Raw genomic sequence first — 20235 nt, 5'->3', positions numbered from 1 at the left:
CCCCGTCAGGGGCGAGGCCCAGGGATGGGCCGCGTGATCCGCAGCGGCTAAAGAGGTAATTCGAAGGATTAAGAGTAATGAATTCACAGCGTTATGCGCGTATCTGCGAGATGCTCGCCAGGCGTCAGCCTGACCTGACGGTCTGCATGGAGCAGGTCCATAAGCCCCATAACGTCTCTGCGGTCATCCGGACCGCAGACGCCGTTGGCGTACACGAGGTGCACGCGGTCTGGCCGAGCAGCCGGATGCGCACCATGGCCTCCGCCGCCGCGGGCAGCAACAGCTGGGTGCAGGTGAAAACCCACCGTACCATCGCAGATGCCGTCGGCCACCTCAAAGGCCAGGGTATGCAAATCCTCGCCACCCATCTTTCCGACAAAGCCATCGATTTCCGTGAAATCGACTATACGCGCCCAACCTGCATCCTGATGGGTCAGGAGAAAACCGGCATCACTCAGGAAGCGCTGGCCCTGGCGGATCAGGACATTATTATCCCGATGATCGGCATGGTGCAGTCGCTGAACGTCTCCGTCGCCTCGGCGCTGATCCTGTATGAAGCCCAGCGGCAGCGACAGAATGCCGGGATGTACCAACGCGCCAACAGCATGCTGCCGCCGGAAGAGCAACAGCGCCTGCTGTTTGAAGGCGGCTATCCGGTGCTGGCCCGCGTCGCGAGACAAAAAGGGCTGCCTTACCCCCACGTTAACGAGCAGGGCGAAGTGGAAGCCGATGCCGCGTGGTGGGCCACCATGCAGGCTGCGAGGTAAACCCGATGTCAGGCCGCCTGTTAGATGCCGTTCCGCTCAGTTCACTCACCGGCGTCGGGGCTGCGCAGAGCAGCAAGCTGGCGAAGATCGGCCTGCATACGGTACAGGATCTGCTGCTGCACCTGCCTTTGCGCTACGAAGATCGCACCCATCTTTACCCGATAGCCGATCTGCTTCCCGGCGTTTATGCCACCGTGGAAGGCGAAGTGCTCAACAGCAATATCACCTTCGGCGGCCGCCGAATGATGACCTGCCAGATCAGCGACGGCACCGGCATCCTCACCATGCGCTTTTTCAACTTCAACGCGGCGATGAAAAACAGCCTCGCGACCGGTCGACGCGTGCTGGCCTACGGTGAAGCCAAACGCGGGAAGTACGGCGCCGAAATGATCCACCCGGAATATCGCGTCCAGGGCGATATGAGCACCCCGGAGCTGCAGGAGACCCTAACGCCGGTCTATCCGACTACCGAGGGCATTAAGCAGGCGACCCTGCGCAAGCTCACCGATCAGGCGCTCGAGCTGCTGGAGACCTGCGCTATCGGCGAACTCCTGCCGCCGGAGCTGGCGCAGGGGATGATGAGCCTGCCGGAGGCGCTGCGCACCCTGCATCGTCCGCCGCCATCGTTATTGCTTAGCGAGCTGGAAAGCGGCAAGCACCCGGCGCAGCAGCGCCTGATTCTGGAAGAGCTGCTAGCGCACAACCTCAGCATGCTGGCGCTGCGGGCAGGCGCCCAGCGCTATCACGCCCTGCCGCTCGGCGCCAACGATACCCTGAAAAATCAGCTGCTGGCCTCCCTGCCCTTTAAGCCCACCGGCGCGCAGGCGCGGGTCACCGCCGAGATCGAGCGCGATATGGCGCTGGACGTGCCAATGATGCGCCTGGTGCAGGGCGACGTCGGCTCCGGTAAAACGCTGGTCGCCGCCCTGGCCGCGTTGCGCGCTATCGCCCACGGCAAACAGGTGGCGCTGATGGCGCCCACCGAACTGCTCGCCGAGCAGCACGCCAATAACTTCCGCAGCTGGTTTGCACCGCTGGGCATTGAAGTCGGCTGGCTGGCGGGCAAACAGAAAGGCAAAGCCCGCCAGGCGCAGCAGGACGCGATCGCCAGCGGCGAGGTGCAGATGATTGTCGGCACCCACGCCATCTTCCAGGAACAGGTGCAGTTTAATGGCCTGGCGCTGGTGATTATCGACGAACAGCACCGCTTCGGCGTACACCAGCGGCTGGCGCTGTGGGAGAAAGGTCAGCAGCAGGGTTTCCATCCGCATCAGCTGATCATGACCGCCACGCCGATCCCGCGCACCCTGGCGATGACCGCCTACGCCGACCTCGATACCTCGGTTATCGACGAGCTGCCGCCGGGCCGAACCCCGGTGACCACCGTCGCTATCCCGGACACCCGGCGCAGCGATATTATCGACCGCGTGCGCAACGCCTGCACCCACGAAGGCCGCCAGGCCTATTGGGTCTGTACCCTCATCGAAGAGTCCGATCTGCTGGAGGCCCAGGCGGCGGAAGCCACCTGGGAGGAGCTCAAGCTGGCGCTGCCGGAGTTGAATATCGGTCTGGTGCACGGGCGGATGAAACCGGCGGAAAAGCAGGCGGTGATGCAGGCTTTCAAGCAGGGCGAAATGCACTTGCTGGTAGCCACGACGGTCATTGAAGTCGGTGTCGACGTGCCGAACTCGAGCCTGATGATTATCGAAAACCCGGAACGTCTGGGTCTGGCGCAGCTGCACCAGCTCAGAGGGCGCGTCGGGCGCGGCGCGGTCGCTTCCCACTGCGTGCTACTCTATAAATCGCCGCTCTCTAAAACGGCGCAGAAGCGTCTGCAGGTGCTGCGCGACAGCAACGACGGTTTCGTCATCGCCCAGAAAGACCTTGAAATTCGCGGTCCCGGCGAGCTGCTCGGCACCCGCCAGACCGGCAACGCCGAGTTTAAAGTGGCGGATTTACTGCGCGATCAGGCGATGATCCCCGACGTTCAGCGCATTGCGCGCCACATTCATGAACGCTATCCGCTGCAGGCCCAGGCGCTGATCGAGCGCTGGATGCCGGAAACCGAACGCTATTCCAACGCGTAGCGCGCTTTTGCCGCGCTGCGGGCAATTTTTCTACACAATGAGTGGATTATGAAACGAGAACTGGCCATCGAATTTTCGCGTGTCACCGAAGCCGCCGCGCTGGCGGGCTATAAATGGCTGGGCCGCGGCGATAAAAACTCCGCCGACGGCGCCGCGGTGAACGCCATGCGCATTATGCTTAACCTCGTCAATATCGACGGCACCATCGTCATCGGCGAGGGCGAAATCGATGAAGCGCCGATGCTCTATATCGGCGAAAAAGTGGGCACCGGCAAGGGCGATGCGGTGGATATCGCCGTCGATCCCATCGAAGGCACCCGGATGACGGCGATGGGCCAGGCTAACGCCCTGGCGGTGATGGCGGTCGGCGATAAAGGCTGCTTCCTCAACGCGCCGGATATGTATATGGAAAAGCTGATTGTCGGCCCGGGCGCTAAAGGCGCTATCGACCTCAGTCTGCCGCTGGAAGAGAACCTGCGCAATATCGCCCGCGCACTGAACAAGCCGCTGGGCGAGCTGACCGTCACCGTGCTGGCGAAACCGCGCCACGACGCGGTGATTGCTCAGCTGCAGCAGCTGGGCGTGCGCGTGTTCGCCATTCCCGATGGCGACGTCGCGGCCTCCATTCTCACCTGCATGCCGGATAGCGAAGTCGACGTGCTGTACGGCATCGGCGGCGCGCCGGAAGGGGTGGTTTCCGCCGCGGTGATCCGCGCGCTCGACGGCGATATGCAGGGCCGCCTGCTGGCTCGTCACCACGTGAAGGGCGACAGCGAAGAGAATCGTCGCATCGGTGAAAACGAGCTGGCGCGCTGCAAAACCATGGGCATCGAAGCGGGTAAAGTGCTGCGCCTTGATGAAATGGCGCGCAGCGATAACGTCGTCTTCTCCGCCACCGGCATCACCAAAGGCGATCTGCTGGACGGCATCACCCGTAAGGGCAATATGGCCACCACCGAGACGCTGCTGATCCGCGGCAAGTCGCGCACCATCCGTCGGATCCAGTCGATTCATTACCTCGACCGTAAAGATCCGGACGTCCAGCAGCACATCCTGTAATACCGCTTTCTCTCCTCCAGGCAACCGTCCGCGGGCGGTTGTCCTGTTCTTCGTTTATATTTGATCAATAGAGCTTTCTTGCGCCTGCGGGGTGGAAATCTTGCCCGTCTGGGCCGAAGATAAAGCATCGCTTGGCAACAGGAGAAGACGATGGCGGACTGGGTTAGCGGCAAAGTGACAAAAGTGGAGTACTGGACGGACGCCTTGTTCAGTTTATACGTGCGGGCGCCAGTTCAGCCGTTTACCGCCGGGCAATTTACCAAGCTCGGACTGGAAATCGACGGCGAACGCGTGCAGCGCGCCTACTCCTACGTCAACGCTCCCGGCAATCCCGATCTCGAGTTCTATCTGGTCACCGTCCCGGAAGGCAAACTGAGCCCGCGTCTGGCGGCGCTGAAGCCGGGCGATGAGGTCCAGGTGGTGAGCGAAGCGGCTGGCTTCTTCGTCCTCGAGGAAGTACCGGATTGCGATACCCTGTGGATGCTGGCGACCGGCACCGCGCTTGGGCCTTACCTGTCGATTCTCCAGGAAGGCAAAGATCTTGAGCGCTTTAACCATCTGGTGCTGGTCCATGCCGTGCGCTACGCCGCGGACCTGAGCTATCTGCCGCTGATGCGCGAGCTTGAGCAGCGCTACGCCGGCAAATTACGCATCCAGACGGTGGTCAGTCGCGAAACCGTGGCAGGCTCGCTGACCGGCCGGGTGCCGTTCCTGATTGAAACCGGGGCGCTGGAGGAGGCGGTCGGCCTGCCGATGACCAACGACACCAGCCATGTGATGCTGTGCGGCAACCCGCAGATGGTGCGCGATACCCAACAGCTGTTAAAAGAGACCCGGCAGATGACCAAACATCTGCGTCGCCGGCCGGGCCACATGACGGCGGAGCATTACTGGTAATCAGGCGTCCGCTTTCCAGCGCACGTCCTGGGTCTCCTTGCCGAACTTATTCTCGCCCTGGGTGCCGACAAACGCCCCCAGGTCGATCAGCATCATGACGATAATCAGCGTCGGCACAAAGCGCCCGACGCCCCACTGCCAGACCTGCGGCAGCATCGCCCAGTTCCCCGCCAGCAGCATCCACGCCAAAATCATCAGCAGCGCCCACAGTCCGGATTTGCCGCGATCGTGCAGTCGCTTCACTACCACCGCCGCCGTCGGCCACAGCAGGCAGACGATAATAAACGCTGCCGTCTGCAGATTAAGCAGATTGCTGCCTGCCAGGGTGAACAGAGCGCTCATGGTCACCAGCCAGATGGCAATCCAGATCCAGAAATCGCGGCGGCCAATGCGCCCTTTAATTGAGAATAACCACTGCTGTAGGGTCATGCGTTTTTCCTTATCATCATCGTCTGCGTAGTTTACCCTGGCGTCGTGACTTTTTGACAAGCGCCGCGCTTCCCGATTTAATCGTCAGCAGGCAAAAAAAGGAACGACGGGCATGAAGAAGTGGACAATCTTGTGTTTCAGTGGGCTGATGGGCCTTGCCGTCGGCCCGCACGCGTTGTCCGCAGAAAGCGAATCGACGACCGCTGCTCCCTACCTGCTCGCCGGCGCGCCGAGCTTTGACTTGTCGATCAGCCAGTTCCGGGAAAAATTTAACGCCGATAACCCGAAGCTGCCTCTGAATGAATTCCGTTCCATATCAACCAGCCGCGATCGGGCTAACCTGACCCGCGCCGCCAGCAAGATAAACGAAAATCTCTATGCCTCCACCGCGCTGGAGCGCGGCACGCTGAAGATCAAATCCATGCAGATCACCTGGCTACCGATCCAGGGGCCGGAGCAAAAAGCGGCGAAGGCCAAAGCGCTGGAGTATATGAGCGCCATGATCCGCGCCTTCGTGCCCACCCTTAGCCCGGCGCAGAGCCAGCAAAAACTGCAGAAACTGCTGACCGCCGGCAAAGGCAAACGCTACTTCGCCGACACCGAGGGCGCCGTGCGCTATGTGGTGGCAGATCATGGCGAAAAGGGTCTGACCTTCGCTATTGAACCGATTAAGCTGGCGCTATCTGAAACGCTGGAAGGTAACAATAAATGACAAAAAGCAAAGCCTTTCCAGTGACGAGTCTCTATACTGTTTCACAGACCATGCTGCCCTCTGGGGCGGCTATATTCCTTAATTCGCTTAAGTAGCGTGGAGAATTAAAATGCGACATCCTTTAGTGATGGGTAACTGGAAACTGAACGGCAGCCGCCACATGGTAAACGAACTGGTTGCGAACCTGCGTACCGAGCTGGCTGGCGTAAGCGGCTGTGCAGTTGCCATCGCCCCGCCGGAAATGTATCTGGACCTGGCTAAGCGTGCGGCAGAAGGCAGCCACATCCACCTGGGCGCGCAGAACGTTGACGTGAACCTGTCCGGCGCTTTCACCGGTGAAACCTCCGCCGAAATGCTGAAAGATATCGGCGCGCAGTACATCATCATCGGCCACTCCGAGCGTCGTACCTACCACAAAGAATCCGACGAGCTGATCGCGAAGAAATTCGCCGTGCTGAAAGAGCAGGGTCTGACTCCGGTACTGTGCATCGGTGAAACCGAAGCGGAAAACGAAGCGGGCAAAACGGAAGAAGTTTGCGCGCGTCAGATCGACGCGGTACTGAAAACGCAGGGCGCTGCCGCTTTCGAAGGCGTGGTTATCGCTTACGAACCCGTATGGGCTATCGGTACCGGCAAATCCGCGACCCCGGCTCAGGCTCAGGCGGTGCACAAATTCATCCGTGACCACATTGCTAAAGCTGACGCCAAAATCGCTGAGCAAGTGATCATCCAGTACGGCGGTTCCGTTAACGCTGGCAACGCAGCAGAGCTGTTCACCCAGCCGGACATCGACGGCGCGCTGGTTGGCGGCGCTTCCCTGAAAGCAGACGCTTTCGCGGTGATCGTGAAAGCTGCAGAAGCGGCGAAAAAAGCCTAATCCGCTTTTCCCGGCGGCGACACGCGACCGGGATGACTGATAACTCTCTGAAGCCCGGCTTCGCACAGCGCAAGCCGGGCTTTTTTTGCCGCTACAGTTTCCCCAACAGCTGATACCAGACGTAGTCCAGCGGCAGCAAAATCAAATAGCTCACCGCCGCCAGCGCCAGACACAGCAGCATCCCCGCCCTCGCCGGGACCTTGCCTAACCCCATCGCGACCACGATCGGCGACGCTTGATACGGCAGCAGCGGCGTGGAATAGCCCAGCACCTGAATCATAATTATGCTCAGCAACGGGAAGCCGGTGGCGTCGGCAAAGCTCTGGGCAAAGGTGGTGTAGAGCGCCGGCACGCCGTTGGCGGTCATAATAAAGTTCAGCGCGCTGGTTATCCCGGTCAGAGCGAGAAAGCTGGTGAAAGGATTGTCTTTATCCAGGGGCATCACTTCCAGCAGCGCATTGCCCACCACGCCGCCAATCCCGGTTTGGGTGACGGTGATCGCCAGCCCCAGAATCCCGGCGACGTAGATGCAGGTGCGCATATTCACGCCGCTGGCAAACTCCTCGCCGCTGATAAAGCCCACCCGCGGCAGCAGCGTTACCACCGCCGCCGCCAGGCCGGTCCACGCCGGGCCGACGCCGTGCCAGCTCTCGGTCACCCACAGCGTGAGGACCACCGCCAGCAGCCACGCCAGACGCTTCTCGTCGCGGCTCATCGCCGGCAGCGGCGCCAGGTCGCGCGGCGGATGCGGCTTACCAGGAAACAGCCAGCAGATTAGCGCCACCAGCACCGCCCCTTTCAGCCAGCCAAGCACCGGCGTATGCAGCAGTAAATAGGGGACATAATTCAGGTGGATACCGTACGAGCCTTCCGCCGCGCCGCTCATCACCAGATTCGGCACGTTGGCGGGCAGAATGGTCGCCGACAGCTGAAAGGTGCCGAATCCCACCGCCAGCGCCAGGCCGAACCAGCCGCGGCTACCGTCGGCAATGGCCGCCCGGCGGGCCATCGCCGCCACGATCGGCATCAGCAGCGCGATGCGCCCCATGTTGGAAGGCATCACGAACGCCAGGGCGTAGCTCAGGAGTACCACGCTGGCGACCATCCGCGGCCAGGAGTCGGTTAGCCGCGCAGACAACGCCTGCGCCGCCCGGTCCGCCAGCCCGGTTTTACGGATCGCGATGCCGAGCACAAAGCCGCTGAACACCAGCCAGAAGGCCGAGGAGGCAAAGCCGCCAAAGATCACCTCCGGCGGGGCGATTTTCGCCATCATCGCCGCAGCGAAAAACAGCAGCGCGGTGATAAACTCCGGCAGCAGCGACGTCGCCCAGAGCACAATGGTGACGCCGACAATCAGTGAAGGGAGGAACAGCGGGTGGGTAAGCCAGAGCGACATGCCTGTCTCCTGTCGTTTTTTTCAGCAAGAATACGACGACAGGTAAGACAGGTAAACGCCAGAACTAGTGGTTTGCGTTAAGGATGGCGCAGCGATGATCCTGAATCTCTTCCGCCGAGGCCCGGTTCAGGGAGAGCAGGTTACGCTCCGTCGCCAGCAGCACCAGCGAGCCGTCGCCCTGCTGGGCCATCGCCAGCGCGAAGCGTCCCATATGCTGACGCGCCTCCGGCACCTCTTCCGCCAGCATCAGGAATGGGCTGCGCTGGGCCAGCTCCGCCTCCGTCACCCGGCGCGCCAGGTATTCATGGCCCTCAAGCCCACCCGGTAGCGGCAGCCAGCGGCTGCTGATCGCCGCCGCATCCTTATCTAACTGCGCGCGCACATCGGGGCGCAGGCAAGAGATATGAATATGGAAATGGTTTTGCGTGCGTCCGCTGCGCGAGTTGATTGCCAGCGATACCGCGTTATCCGGAACCGGCGCGCCGTGGCGCTGGCTCATGATTTCACGCCCCTGCCAGGCCTGCCAGAAGAAGTTGGGCGTCAGCGGATCCAACAGCAGCGGGCTTTCGGTGCCGTTAATGCGGTAGGTCGGCATCAGCAAATACTGCAGCGGGCCGTTACGGTCTTTAAACAGCACATAGCCGCCCTTGAGGTTCACTTCGGCGCACGGCGACGGGTTTTGCTGCTGTTGCTGATGGGGAACGCACTGCTGCAGAACAATCTTGCGCAACGCGTCCGGGTTGCCAGAGTGCAGCCAGTAGTAGCCGCCGGCCAGCGCCGCGAGGATCGCCACCAGCAGCGCCAGCAAAAAGTATCTTACTCTTCTCATTTTCATTCCCTGTTAAGCCTGAAGCGGAAGAGTAACGTAATTTGATGACTAAATGAAAACAGATGACGGGCGGGGCGCTTTTCCGGATGGCGTCTGGCGCGTTGCCCGGGCTACGCTGGCGGCCTGAAGGCCCGCGCAAGCACAGCCGCCGCAGGGCGATGGCAGCAAGCCCCGCCGGAGCGGGGCTGGAGAGGTTTAACGCTGGCTAATCTGGTCGAAGGTGCCGCCGTTGGAGAAGTGCGCTTTCTGCGCTTTCGTCCAGCCGCCGAACTCCTGATCGATGGTGAACAGCTTCAGTTTCGGGAATTCATTAGCATATTTTTTCGCCACGTTCGGATCGCGCGGACGGTAGAAGTTCTTCGCCGCAATCTCCTGGCCTTCCGGCGAGTAGAGATACTTCAGGTACGCTTCCGCCACCTGGCGGGTGCCTTTCTTATCCACGACTTTATCGACCACCGAAACGGTCGGCTCAGCCAGAATCGACTCACTCGGAGTCACGATTTCAAACTTGTCTTTGCCCAGTTCGTTGGTCGCCAGCAGCGCTTCGTTTTCCCAGGCGATCAGCACATCGCCGATCCCGCGTTCTACGAAGGTATTGGTCGAACCGCGCGCGCCGGAGTCCAGCACTTCCACGTTTTTATACAGCGCCTTGACGAACTCCTGGGCTTTCGCCTGGTCGCCATGGTTCTGATGCAGGGCATAGCCCCAGGCCGCCAGGTAGTTCCAGCGAGCGCCGCCGGAGCTTTTCGGGTTCGGGGTAATGACCGACACGCCCGGTTTGATCAGGTCGTTCCAGTCATGGATCTGTTTCGGGTTGCCCTTACGGACGAGGAACACGATGGTGGAAGTATAGGGCGCGGAGTTATCCGGCAGGCGCTTCAGCCAGTTTTTATCGATACGGCCGCGCTCGGCGATCGCGTCGACGTCGTAGGCCAGCGCCAGCGTAACCACATCCGCTTCAATACCGTTAATCACCGAGGTCGCCTGCTTGCCGGAGCCGCCGTGCGACTGGCGGATCACCACGTTGTCGCCGGTCTCCTGCTTCCAGTGCGCGCTGAACGCTTTGTTGTACTGTTCGTACAGCTCGCGCGTTGGATCATAAGATACGTTTAATAGCTGAATGTCTTTTGCCAGAACGCTGGCGGATGCCAGCAACAGAGTTAACCCTACGCCCCACTTATTCATCGCACCGCTCTCTTTATGTCGTGTTGTGATGGGCTAAGCGTGCCAGAAAGCGATTCAATGATTAAAGAATAAAAAAAGATTGGCTATAACTTGCGAGAATAAAGGGAGGGATAAGGATCACCCCCTCCCTGGCGGGAGAGGGCGCGAAGCGATTAGACTTCTTCCATGCGGCCCAGCAGCGCCTGCAGACGCTCCTGCCAGCCCTGCTGCTGCTCTTTCAGCTGGCTGTTTTCGCGCTCCAGCTCTTCACGACCATGCTGCGCGCTCTGAACTTCCTGCGCCAGGGTGTTGTTCTTTTCTTTCAGCTCTTCGATTTCCATCTGCAACAGAGTGATGGTATCAATCGCCTGCTGAACCTTAGATTCTAATTTCTCAAACACTTCTAATGACATCGTCATACCTCTCCTGAACTTGCAAGGCGTTGATAGAAACTGGTGTTTCGTATACGCGGTCCCGCCTTAACGAAAATTAGCGCACATAGCGGTGTTATCGTCGATTGTATGAATCCCCGCCTCCCCTGTCCAGCGGCAAGCCGCGCAGATTGCGGTTTGCAACACTTTTCAGTCTTTACCTGGTACTTTCAGCGCAGTTCGCTCGTACTTCATGAGCCATTGTTAATTTTATGGTTAACAAAATGCGAGGTGAAACGCTCCGGCAGCGCGCTCAATGCGCGCGAATGGCGCGAAAACGCTCATTTTCTTGACGTGGTACACACATTTGAAGTTCGATATTTCTCGTTTTTGCTCGTTAACGATAAATTAACACTATGCCTACATGGCAATATGGTCGTCTGTGACCACCCTACATACAATAATCATCACCACGCTTCAGGATTCGATTATGAGCCAAACATCAACCTTAAAAGGCCAGTGCATCGCAGAGTTCCTCGGTACCGGGTTGTTGATCTTTTTCGGCGTTGGGTGCGTGGCTGCGCTCAAGGTCGCGGGAGCCAGCTTCGGACAATGGGAAATCAGCATCATCTGGGGTCTGGGCGTCGCCATGGCGATCTACCTGACCGCCGGGGTATCCGGTGCGCACCTTAACCCTGCGGTGACCATCGCGCTCTGGCTGTTCGCCTGCTTCGATGGCCGCAAAGTGGTTCCTTTTATTATTTCGCAATTCGCTGGCGCCTTTTGCGCTGCGGCATTAGTTTACGGGCTTTATTACAATCTTTTCCTCGATTATGAAACCACCCACCATATGGTACGCGGCAGCGTGGAAAGCCTTGATCTGGCTGGCATCTTCTCCACTTACCCGAACCCGCATATCAATTTTGTGCAGGCCTTCGCGGTAGAGATGGTGATTACCGCTATCCTGATGGGCGTCATCCTGGCGCTGACCGACGATGGCAACGGCGTGCCGCGCGGCCCGCTGGCGCCGCTGCTGATCGGCCTGCTGATCGCGGTGATTGGCGCCTCCATGGGCCCGCTGACCGGCTTCGCCATGAACCCGGCGCGTGATATCGGCCCGAAAGCCTTCGCCTGGCTGGCCGGCTGGGGTGATGTCGCCTTCACCGGCGGCAAAGATATACCTTATTTCCTGGTGCCGCTGTGCGCACCGGTGGTCGGCGCGGCGCTGGGCGCGTTCAGCTATCGTAAGCTGATTGGCCGCCACCTGCCTTGCGACACCTGCGTGGACGAAGAGCAACAGAGCCCCTCCTCTTCCACCACTCAACATAAAGCTTCGCTGTAATCTGACTACGGGACACCGACTATGACCGACAAAAAATATATCGTTGCGCTTGACCAGGGCACTACCAGCTCCCGGGCCGTTGTGATGGATCATGATGCCAATATCGTCAGCGTCTCCCAGCGAGAATTCGAACAAATTTATCCTAAGCCAGGCTGGGTCGAACACGACCCGATGGAAATCTGGGCGTCCCAAAGCTCGACGCTGGTCGAAGCGCTGGCCAAAGCGGATATCAACTCCGATCAGATCGCGGCCATCGGTATCACCAACCAGCGTGAGACCGTGGTGGTGTGGGAGCGTGAGACCGGCAAACCGATCTATAACGCCATCGTCTGGCAGTGCCGCCGCACCGCAGAGATCTGCGAGCAGCTCAAGCGTGACGGGATGGAGGAGTATATCCGCAAGGCCACTGGCCTGGTGGTGGACCCCTACTTCTCCGGCACCAAGGTGAAATGGATCCTCGACCATGTCGAAGGTTCCCGTGAGCGTGCGAAGCGCGGTGAGCTGCTGTTTGGCACCGTGGACACCTGGCTTATCTGGAAGATGACCCAGGGTCGCGTGCACGTCACCGACTACACCAACGCCTCGCGCACCATGCTGTTCAACATCCACGACCTGGACTGGGACGATAAGATGCTCGACGCGCTGGATATTCCGCGCGCCATGCTGCCGGAAGTGCGCAAGTCGTCCGAAGTGTACGGCCAGACCAACATCGGTGGTAAAGGCGGGACCCGTATTCCTATCGCCGGGATCGCCGGTGACCAGCAGGCGGCCCTGTTCGGCCAGCTGTGCGTCAAGGAAGGGATGGCGAAAAATACCTATGGCACCGGCTGCTTTATGCTGATGAACACCGGCGAAAAAGCGGTGACCTCCACTCACGGTTTGCTGACCACCATCGCCTGCGGTCCGCGCGGCGAGGTGAACTACGCTCTGGAAGGGGCGGTGTTTATGGCTGGCGCCTCCATCCAGTGGCTGCGCGACGAGATGAAGCTCATCAGCGATGCGTTCGACTCCGAGTACTTCGCCACCAAAGTGAAGGACACCAACGGCGTGTATGTCGTGCCCGCGTTCACCGGTCTTGGCGCGCCCTACTGGGACCCGTATGCCCGCGGCGCGATTTTCGGCCTCACCCGCGGCGTGAACTCGAACCACATTATCCGTGCGACGCTGGAGTCCATCGCCTATCAGACCCGCGACGTGCTGGAAGCAATGCAGGCTGACTCCGGTATCCGTCTGCACGCCCTGCGCGTGGACGGCGGCGCAGTGGCCAACAACTTCCTGATGCAATTCCAGTCCGATATCCTCGGCACCCGTGTGGAGCGTCCGGAAGTGCGCGAAGTCACAGCCCTGGGCGCCGCCTATCTGGCCGGGCTGGCGGTCGGCTTCTGGCAGAACCTTGATGAGCTGCAGGAGAAAGCGGTGATTGAGCGCGAATTCCGCCCGGGCATTGAAACCACCGAGCGCAACTATCGCTACAGCGGCTGGAAGAAAGCGGTGAAACGCGCCCTGGCGTGGGAAGAGCACGACGAAGCGTAAGGTTGTTGAGGTATTCCCGGCTGGCGGCGTAAACGCCTTGGCCGGGATACAACCAGCAGGCCGCACACCCCGTAGCCCGGCTAAGCGCAGCGCGAGCCGGGGAGAAGCCGCGCCAACGCATAAATCCCGGGGTATCCCCGGGTTGCGGCGTAAACGCCTTACCCGGGCTACACAGCCCGCAGACCGCATAATCAGGTAGCGCACCGCCTCCGGGTTTTTATCAGCCAAACACCGGCAGCAGCAGAAACAGCTTAATTACCAGCGCGTTGACGATATCGATAAAGAACGCCCCCACCATCGGCACCACCAGGAAGGCCATGTGCGACGGGCCAAAACGGTCGGTAATCGCCTGCATATTGGCAATCGCCGTCGGCGTTGCCCCCAGACCAAACCCACAGTGGCCCGCCGCCAGCACCGCGGCATCGTAGTTTTTGCCCATCATCCGGTAGGTGACGAACACCGCATACAGCGCCATCGCCAACGCCTGGACCGCCAGGATAATAATCATCGGCAGCGCCAGAGAGGCCAACTCCCACAGTTTGAGGCTCATCAGCGCCATGGCGAGGAACAGCGACAGGCTGACGTTGCCCAGCACCGACACCGCGCGATCGAAGACCCGATACAACCCCGCCAGCGCCAGGCTGTTGCTAAGGATCACGCCGATAAACAGCACGCAGACGAAGGTCGGCAGCTCAAAGACGCTGCCCGCCAGCAGTTGCGCAACCACCTTGCCCAGCGTCAGACAGATGGCGATCAGGGCGATACTCTCGATCAGCACCAGCGACGTGATCACCCGCCCCACGTCCGGCTTTTCAAAGGCGGTCGGCGCCACCTGATCGTCCGGCGTCCCGTCAGGAGAGGAAGAGTGTTTCACCAGGTAACGCGCCACCGGGCCGCCGATCAGACCGCCGAGCACCAGGCCGAAGGTCGCGCAGGCCATCGCCACCTCCGTGGCATTGGCAAAACCATAGCGCTCAATGAACAGCTTGCTCCACGCCGCGCCGGTGCCGTGGCCGCCGGAAAGGGTGATAGTGCCGGCCAGCAGACCCATCAGCGGATCCAGCCCCAGCAGCTTCGCCATGCCGATACCGAGAGCGTTCTGCAGCAGCAGCAGACCAACCACCACAATCAGAAAGGTACCCAGCACCTTGCCGCCCGCCCGCAGGCTGGCGAGGTTGGCGTTAAGCCCGATGGTAGCGAAGAACGCCAGCATCAGCGGATCTTTGAGGCTCATATCGAAATCAATTTCGATATCCATACTTTTTTTCAGCACCAGCAGCGCCAGCGCCACCAGCAGACCGCCGGCAACAGGTTCAGGAATGGTGTATTGCTTGAGGAGGGGTACGGTTTGGACGAGTTTTCTGCCGAGTAACAGCACAAGCGTTGCGGCAACGAGCGTCGATAAGGTATCGAGATGAAACATAAAAAGCTCCTTATGGCGCATGATCCATTCACACGCGACGATATTCCTGGTGTCTTTAGCTTCTCATCATGAGGAGTCAGAGGGGGATTTTACGCAGAACGGCGGAAAAAATGACAGAAAAACATATTTTGTATCCTGAATGATGCGATTTAGCATACAAAATGTTAATTATCTCGTTGCGCATATTCACGGCATAAATTTTTATGGGCAAAAGCTGGCAAACGTTTGCTTTTGGTCTACAGTCCGATAAAATTCCCGCTTTGCCACCTTGGGATTGCTTGTGATGTCCGTTAACACCGCAGAGTCAGAAAATGCGCAACCGGTTGCGCATAAACCAGCCAGCGAATTAATCTACCGCCTCGAAGATCGCCCACCGCTACCGCAAACCCTGTTCGCCGCCTTCCAGCACCTGCTGGCGATGTTTGTCGCGGTGATCACCCCGGCGCTGTTAATCTGCCAGGCTCTCGGTCTCCCGGCGCAAGATACCCAACATATCATCAGCATGTCGCTGTTCGCCTCGGGCGTGGCCTCCATTATTCAGATCAAAGCCTGGGGCCCGGTCGGTTCCGGACTGCTCTCCATCCAGGGCACCAGCTTCAACTTTGTCGCCCCGCTCATCATGGGCGGCACCGCGCTGAAAACCGGCGGCGCCGACGTCCCGACAATGATGGCCGCCCTGTTCGGCACCCTGATGCTGGCCAGCTGCACGGAAATGGTCCTCTCCCGCGTCCTGCATCTGGCGCGCCGCATCATTACCCCGCTGGTCTCCGGCGTGGTGGTGATGATTATCGGCCTGTCGCTGATTCAGGTCGGATTGACCTCCATCGGCGGCGGCTACGCGGCGATGGCCGACCACACCTTCGGCGCGCCGAAGAACCTGCTGCTGGCGGGCATCGTGCTGGCGCTGATCATCATTCTCAACCGCCAGCGTAATCCCTATTTGCGCATCGCTTCGCTGGTGATTGCCATGGCGGCGGGCTATCTGGCGGCGTGGTTCCTCGATATGCTGCCGGCCAACACCGCTCCGACCAACAGCAGCCTCATCACCGTTCCGACGCCGCTGTACTATGGCCTCGGCATCGACTGGAGCCTGCTGCTGCCGCTGATGCTGGTGTTTATGATCACCTCCCTGGAAACCATCGGCGATATCACCGCCACCTCCGATGTCTCCGAGCAGCCGGTCTCCGGTCCGCTGTATATGAAACGCCTGAAAGGCGGCGTGCTGGCTAACGGCCTCAACTCCTTTGTTTCCGCGGTCTTCAACACCTTCCCGAACTCCTGCTTCGGCCAGAACAACGGCGTGATCCAGCTGACCGGCGTCGCCAGCCGCTACGTCGGCTTTGTGGTAGCGCTGATGCTGATCGTCCTCGGGCTGTTCCCGGCGGTGAGCGGTTTCGTACAGCATATCCCTGAGCCGGTGCTTGGCGGCGCCACGCTGGTGATGTTCGGCACCATCGCCGCGTCCGGCGTGCGCATCGTCTCCCGCGAGCCGCTGAATCGCCGGGCGATCCTGATTATCGCCCTGTCGCTGGCGGTGGGCCTCGGCGTGTCGCAACAGCCGTTGATCCTGCAGTTCGCGCCGGACTGGCTGAAGAATCTGCTCTCCTCCGGCATCGCCGCCGGCGGTATCACGGCGATTGTTCTGAATTTAATTTTCCCGCCGGAAAAAGCCTGATTTAACGCGCCCCCGGTCGTGCCATCGGCCGGGACGCCCCCCTGTTGTCCTCCACCGCCTGCTCCGTCACGGAAATAAACCACGCCTGCCTTGAGAAGTGCGCCTAAATCGGGCATAACACGGTTATGTGCATCTCACAGAATGGAAGACCATGAAATTTCTTGGAAAGCTGATTCTCTGGCTGCTAGTCGCTCTGCTGCTCGTCATGGTTGGCGCGTGGTTCCTGCTGCAAACCCACTGGGGCGCCCGCCAGGCCAGCGCCTGGCTCAGCAATGGCACCGGCTGGCAGGTCTCCTTCGATGCGATGGATCATGATTTCTCCTCCCCTCTTCATGTGCAGTTGCAAAACGTCACCTTTGGCCGGGAAGGCAAGCCGGCAACCCTGGTGGCGAAAACGGTCGATATTGGCTTCAGCACCCGCCAGTTTAGCGACCCGCTGCATGCGGATGAGATTGTCCTTAACGACGGCACCCTGAATCTGTCCCCCCACTCTGCCGACCTGCCGTTCGCTGCCGACCGGCTGATGTTGCGCAATATGGCTTTCAATAGTCCGGAAACCGGCTGGGCGCTCAGCGCGCAGCGCGTCACCGGCGGCGTCAGCCCATGGGCGCCGGAGGCAGGCAATGTGCTGGGGAAAACGGCGCAGATCCAGATGAGCGCAGGTTCAATGACGCTCAACGGCGTCGAAGCCAGCAACGTCCTGATTCAGGGCAAGATTGATCAGGGCGAGGTCACCCTCTCCACCCTCGGCGCCGATGTCGCCCGCGGCACCTTAACCGGCAATGCGAAACGCAGCGCCGACGGCAGCTGGCTGGTGGATAACCTTCAGCTAAATGAGATCCGACTGCAGAGCGCCGCCTCGCTGGCCGACTTTTTCGCGCCGTTAACCACGGTCCCCTCTCTGCAGATTGGCCGCCTGGATATCACCGACGCCCGCCTGCAGGGGCCGGACTGGGCGGTAACCGACCTCGACCTGAACCTGCGCAACCTGACGCTCAGTCACGGCGGCTGGCAGAGCCAGGACGGCACGCTGTCGATGAATGCCAGCGAATTTATCTACGGCTCGCTGCACTTTTTCGACCCGATCGTGAATGCCGAATTTTCACCCCAGGGTATTGCCCTGCGCCAGTTCTCCTCGCGCTGGGAGGGCGGCATGGTGCGAACCTCCGGCAACTGGCTGCGCGCCGGTAACGCGCTGGTGCTCGACGACACCGCCTTCGCCGGGCTGGAGTACACGCTGCCGGCGAACTGGAAGCCGCTGTGGATGACGCCGCTGCCGGCCTGGCTGCAAAGCCTGACGCTGAAAAAATTCAGCGCCAGCCGCAACCTGATCATCGATGTGGACCCTGCCTTCCCATGGCAAATTACCGCTCTCGATGGCTATGGCGGCGAGCTTCAGCTGGTGAAAAACGGCAGCTGGGGGGTGTGGAACGGTAGCGCGACGCTGAACGCCGCGGCGGCGACTTTTAACCGAATTGACGTGCGCCGCCCTTCACTCAAGCTGAGCGCCACGGCGTCGACGCTCAATATCACTGAGCTCAGCGCGTTCACCGAGCGCGGTATCCTGCAGGCCACCGCCGCGGTATCCCAGCTGCCGCAGCGCCAGGTCAATCTGAGCTTGAACGGCCGCGGCGTGCCGCTGAATATTCTGCAGGCCTGGGGCTGGCCTTCGCTCCCCATCAGCGGGGATGGCAATCTCCAGCTGACCGCCAGCGGCAGCGTGCAGGCCGATGCCCCGCTCAAGCCGACGGTCAACGCACAGCTTAGCGCCGTGAACATGGAGAAACAGCAGGTGGCGCAAACGATGCGCAACGGCGAGGTCAATACCGCCCCCGCCGCGCCAGCGCCCGCTCCCGTCACGCCATAGCGATATCCCATCATCCTCTCCCCCACGGGAGAGGGAAGGCTTCTCTGCAAAAACGCCGCTCTGGCTACGCCCTCTCCCTGTCAGGGAGAGGGTCTGCAGGCATTCTGAAACCTGTGTGCAATAAGCGCCTATCTGTGCCTATTTACCGCTACTGGTTCCCTTCAAATATCAGAGTTGCTATAACCAAAATACTGGAAGTCGATAAAAAACCGCTCCCTGTCCCTACAAAAATATAAAAGGATCAATCATGCCTGAAATACGTCAGCGTATTCTGGAGAATATGCAAAAATTCTCCCGGGCCATGATCGGCGCCGTATTGTTCTTGCCGGTCATTGGCTTAATTCTGGCCCTCAGTTCAGTATTAACTAATCCGACATTAATTGCTGAAACCAGTTTCCTGCACCAGCTTGGGCAGATGCTCGGCGACACCTTTTGGCCTTTATTTGGCAACCTCGGCTTATTATTTTGCGTCGGCATTAGCTATGGTCTGGCAAAAGATAAAAAAACCGAAGTCGCGCTGGTTGCGGTGATGTGCTTCATTATGTTTCTTGGCGCCAACCACTCCTGGCTGGAACACACCCACGGACTCGCCGAAAAAATTAACGGTGAATATTATGGCACCGGGCAAACCCAGCTGCTGGGCTTTGTGGTGGTGGATATGGGCGTTTTCCTTGGCATTATTCTCGGCTGCACCATCGCGTGGGTGCACAATATAGTCTCTACCATTGACCTGCCCGGCGCGCTGTCGATGTACGGCGGCGCCAAGCTGACGCTGGTGGCGATGACGCCGGTGGTTATCTTCTACGCCATCGCCTTTACCTGGATTTGGCCGTTTATGACCCACGGCATCTCCGCCCTCACCGGCTTTATGAAAAATGCCGGGGTCGCCGGGGTCTTCGTCTATGGTTTCTTTGAAAAATTTCTTATCCCGACCGGCCTGCACCATTTTGTCTGGTCCCCCTTCCAGCTCACCCAGATTGGCGGCACCCTGAACGTGGACGGCCAGGTGGTCTCCGGTACCCAGGCCATTTTCCTCGCCTATATGCGCCACCCGGATCTGACCCCGGTGATGAATGAGGCCCTACGCTTCTCACAGCAAGGGATGACCACTATCTTCGGCCTCGCCGGCGCCTCGCTGGCGTTCTACCACACCGCGAAGCCGGAGAAAAAAGTAATGGCTAAGGCGATTCTGCTGCCGGCGATTATCACCTCCATGCTGACCGGCATCACCGAGCCGATTGAGTTCACCTTTTTGTTTGTCTCGCCGCTGCTGTGGGTGATCCATGCGACGTTAACCGCCGCCTCGCAGGCCATTTGCGACCTCTTCACCGTACGCCCCTGGGGCGCATCGGGCCTGATCGAATTTCTGATCTATAACCTGCCGCTGCCGGTCTCCTTAACGCGCTGGCCGGGATATGTCCTTATCGGGATCGGCCAGTTCGCCGTCTACTACGTGATTTTCCGCACCCTGGTGGTGAAGCTGAATCTGAAAACGCCGGGCCGGGAAGATGACGAGAACGTGAAGCTCTACAGCAAAGCGGAGTACCGCCAGAAAGTCGCGCAGCCGCAGTCGATTACCGATGACATTATCCGCGGCCTCGGGGGCAAGGAGAATATTCTCTCCGTCGATAATTGTTTTACACGTCTGCGCGTAGCCGTGCGCGATATGGCGCAAGTTGATGACGCGCAATTAAAAAATACCGGCGCCAACGGCGTGGTGCGCAATCGTAATGAAGTTCAGGTTATTTATGGCGTAAAAGTGGGACAGGTACGTTCCCGGGTTGATAACTGGTTAGCAGAAAATTAA

The 20235-nt window shown here is 59.8% G+C and carries 17 protein-coding genes; 11 read left to right on the top strand and 6 right to left on the bottom strand.

Annotated features, from left to right (window positions below):
* The first annotated feature begins 77 nt into the window (after positions 1 to 77).
* The 4 genes from trmH to fpr all read left to right on the top strand — a co-directional run bounded on the left by trmH (position 78) and on the right by fpr (position 4810).
* On the top strand, positions 78 to 767 hold the full coding sequence (trmH, locus tag ABLV54_RS02190) for a tRNA (guanosine(18)-2'-O)-methyltransferase TrmH (protein WP_017900060.1): 690 nt from the start codon (positions 78 to 80) through the stop codon (positions 765 to 767).
* A 5-nt stretch (positions 768 to 772) separates the two neighbouring features.
* The gene (gene recG, locus ABLV54_RS02185; protein ID WP_023291375.1) at positions 773 to 2854 is read left to right on the top strand and encodes an ATP-dependent DNA helicase RecG; all 2082 of its coding nucleotides are present in this window, start codon (positions 773 to 775) and stop codon (positions 2852 to 2854) included.
* 48 nt (positions 2855 to 2902) lie between these two features.
* On the top strand, positions 2903 to 3913 hold the full coding sequence (gene glpX / locus ABLV54_RS02180; protein ID WP_023291376.1) for a class II fructose-bisphosphatase: 1011 nt from the start codon (positions 2903 to 2905) through the stop codon (positions 3911 to 3913).
* 150 nt (positions 3914 to 4063) lie between these two features.
* Positions 4064 to 4810 (top strand): ferredoxin--NADP(+) reductase, encoded by a 747-nt coding sequence (gene fpr, locus ABLV54_RS02175; protein WP_048298571.1) that lies wholly within the window; start codon positions 4064 to 4066, stop codon positions 4808 to 4810.
* On the opposite strand, the gene ABLV54_RS02170 is transcribed toward fpr, so the two are convergent.
* Positions 4811 to 5239, bottom strand: coding sequence for a DUF805 domain-containing protein (locus tag ABLV54_RS02170; protein WP_004173894.1), 429 nt, complete (start codon positions 5237 to 5239; stop codon positions 4811 to 4813).
* A 112-nt stretch (positions 5240 to 5351) separates the two neighbouring features.
* Between ABLV54_RS02170 and ABLV54_RS02165 the strand changes: the two genes are divergently transcribed.
* Positions 5352 to 5951 carry a YiiQ family protein gene (locus ABLV54_RS02165; RefSeq protein WP_023291378.1) on the top strand — a complete coding sequence of 200 codons (600 nt, stop codon included), beginning with the start codon at positions 5352 to 5354 and terminating at the stop codon, positions 5949 to 5951.
* 109 nt (positions 5952 to 6060) lie between these two features.
* Positions 6061 to 6828, top strand: coding sequence for a triose-phosphate isomerase (tpiA, locus tag ABLV54_RS02160; RefSeq protein WP_002922909.1), 768 nt, complete (start codon positions 6061 to 6063; stop codon positions 6826 to 6828).
* A gap of 91 nt (positions 6829 to 6919) precedes the next feature.
* Here tpiA and ABLV54_RS02155 read toward each other — a convergent pair whose 3' ends face one another.
* The 4 genes from ABLV54_RS02155 to zapB all read right to left on the bottom strand — a co-directional run bounded on the left by ABLV54_RS02155 (position 6920) and on the right by zapB (position 10636).
* Entirely contained in the window at positions 6920 to 8224 is a 1305-nt protein-coding gene (locus ABLV54_RS02155) for an SLC13 family permease (RefSeq protein ID WP_050533490.1), read from the bottom strand.
* Between the two features lie 64 nt (positions 8225 to 8288).
* Entirely contained in the window at positions 8289 to 9059 is a 771-nt protein-coding gene (locus ABLV54_RS02150; RefSeq protein ID WP_072096576.1) for a CDP-diacylglycerol diphosphatase, read from the bottom strand.
* Positions 9060 to 9248: 189 nt separating this feature from the next.
* Positions 9249 to 10238 carry a sulfate ABC transporter substrate-binding protein gene (locus ABLV54_RS02145; protein WP_023291381.1) on the bottom strand — a complete coding sequence of 330 codons (990 nt, stop codon included), beginning with the start codon at positions 10236 to 10238 and terminating at the stop codon, positions 9249 to 9251.
* Between the two features lie 152 nt (positions 10239 to 10390).
* Complete coding sequence (gene zapB, locus ABLV54_RS02140) at positions 10391 to 10636, bottom strand: septal ring assembly protein ZapB (RefSeq protein ID WP_086075620.1); 246 nt, start codon at positions 10634 to 10636, stop codon at positions 10391 to 10393.
* 442 nt (positions 10637 to 11078) lie between these two features.
* Here zapB and ABLV54_RS02135 point away from each other — a divergent pair, with 442 nt between their 5' ends.
* Both ABLV54_RS02135 and glpK read left to right on the top strand, forming a co-directional pair.
* Positions 11079 to 11930, top strand: a complete 852-nt coding sequence (locus ABLV54_RS02135; RefSeq protein WP_012967047.1) for an MIP/aquaporin family protein — start codon at positions 11079 to 11081, stop codon at positions 11928 to 11930.
* 21 nt (positions 11931 to 11951) lie between these two features.
* Entirely contained in the window at positions 11952 to 13463 is a 1512-nt protein-coding gene (gene glpK, locus ABLV54_RS02130) for a glycerol kinase GlpK (protein WP_004873089.1), read from the top strand.
* Between the two features lie 220 nt (positions 13464 to 13683).
* Here glpK and gltS read toward each other — a convergent pair whose 3' ends face one another.
* A complete protein-coding gene (gene gltS / locus ABLV54_RS02125) occupies positions 13684 to 14886 on the bottom strand; it encodes a sodium/glutamate symporter (RefSeq protein WP_032454381.1) in 1203 nt (400 codons plus the stop codon).
* 283 nt (positions 14887 to 15169) lie between these two features.
* Between gltS and ABLV54_RS02120 the strand changes: the two genes are divergently transcribed.
* The 3 genes from ABLV54_RS02120 to ABLV54_RS02110 all read left to right on the top strand — a co-directional run bounded on the left by ABLV54_RS02120 (position 15170) and on the right by ABLV54_RS02110 (position 20235).
* Positions 15170 to 16561, top strand: a complete 1392-nt coding sequence (locus tag ABLV54_RS02120; RefSeq protein WP_004150226.1) for a uracil-xanthine permease family protein — start codon at positions 15170 to 15172, stop codon at positions 16559 to 16561.
* A 151-nt stretch (positions 16562 to 16712) separates the two neighbouring features.
* The gene (locus ABLV54_RS02115; RefSeq protein ID WP_044525058.1) at positions 16713 to 18428 is read left to right on the top strand and encodes an AsmA family protein; all 1716 of its coding nucleotides are present in this window, start codon (positions 16713 to 16715) and stop codon (positions 18426 to 18428) included.
* A 247-nt stretch (positions 18429 to 18675) separates the two neighbouring features.
* Positions 18676 to 20235 (top strand): PTS transporter subunit EIIC, encoded by a 1560-nt coding sequence (locus tag ABLV54_RS02110; RefSeq protein ID WP_050533491.1) that lies wholly within the window; start codon positions 18676 to 18678, stop codon positions 20233 to 20235.

Source organism: Klebsiella sp. JB_Kp042 (assembly GCF_040065275.1).
Taxonomy (GTDB): Bacteria; Pseudomonadota; Gammaproteobacteria; order Enterobacterales; family Enterobacteriaceae; genus Klebsiella; species Klebsiella quasipneumoniae.
The sequence above is the reverse complement of the archived record's forward strand: the minus strand, read 5'-3'. Positions and strand labels throughout refer to the sequence as shown.

Coding starts and splice junctions, on each gene's coding strand:
- ABLV54_RS02150 (WP_072096576.1), bottom strand. CDS start 9,059: ATGAAAATGAGAAGAGTAAGATACTTTTTGCTGGCGCTGCTGGTGGCG.
- fpr (WP_048298571.1), top strand. CDS start 4,064: ATGGCGGACTGGGTTAGCGGCAAAGTGACAAAAGTGGAGTACTGGACG.
- ABLV54_RS02110 (WP_050533491.1), top strand. CDS start 18,676: ATGCCTGAAATACGTCAGCGTATTCTGGAGAATATGCAAAAATTCTCC.
- ABLV54_RS02170 (WP_004173894.1), bottom strand. CDS start 5,239: ATGACCCTACAGCAGTGGTTATTCTCAATTAAAGGGCGCATTGGCCGC.
- ABLV54_RS02135 (WP_012967047.1), top strand. CDS start 11,079: ATGAGCCAAACATCAACCTTAAAAGGCCAGTGCATCGCAGAGTTCCTC.
- tpiA (WP_002922909.1), top strand. CDS start 6,061: ATGCGACATCCTTTAGTGATGGGTAACTGGAAACTGAACGGCAGCCGC.
- glpX (WP_023291376.1), top strand. CDS start 2,903: ATGAAACGAGAACTGGCCATCGAATTTTCGCGTGTCACCGAAGCCGCC.
- gltS (WP_032454381.1), bottom strand. CDS start 14,886: ATGTTTCATCTCGATACCTTATCGACGCTCGTTGCCGCAACGCTTGTG.
- ABLV54_RS02165 (WP_023291378.1), top strand. CDS start 5,352: ATGAAGAAGTGGACAATCTTGTGTTTCAGTGGGCTGATGGGCCTTGCC.
- trmH (WP_017900060.1), top strand. CDS start 78: ATGAATTCACAGCGTTATGCGCGTATCTGCGAGATGCTCGCCAGGCGT.
- ABLV54_RS02120 (WP_004150226.1), top strand. CDS start 15,170: ATGTCCGTTAACACCGCAGAGTCAGAAAATGCGCAACCGGTTGCGCAT.
- recG (WP_023291375.1), top strand. CDS start 773: ATGTCAGGCCGCCTGTTAGATGCCGTTCCGCTCAGTTCACTCACCGGC.
- ABLV54_RS02145 (WP_023291381.1), bottom strand. CDS start 10,238: ATGAATAAGTGGGGCGTAGGGTTAACTCTGTTGCTGGCATCCGCCAGC.
- zapB (WP_086075620.1), bottom strand. CDS start 10,636: ATGACGATGTCATTAGAAGTGTTTGAGAAATTAGAATCTAAGGTTCAG.
- ABLV54_RS02115 (WP_044525058.1), top strand. CDS start 16,713: ATGAAATTTCTTGGAAAGCTGATTCTCTGGCTGCTAGTCGCTCTGCTG.
- ABLV54_RS02155 (WP_050533490.1), bottom strand. CDS start 8,224: ATGTCGCTCTGGCTTACCCACCCGCTGTTCCTCCCTTCACTGATTGTC.
- glpK (WP_004873089.1), top strand. CDS start 11,952: ATGACCGACAAAAAATATATCGTTGCGCTTGACCAGGGCACTACCAGC.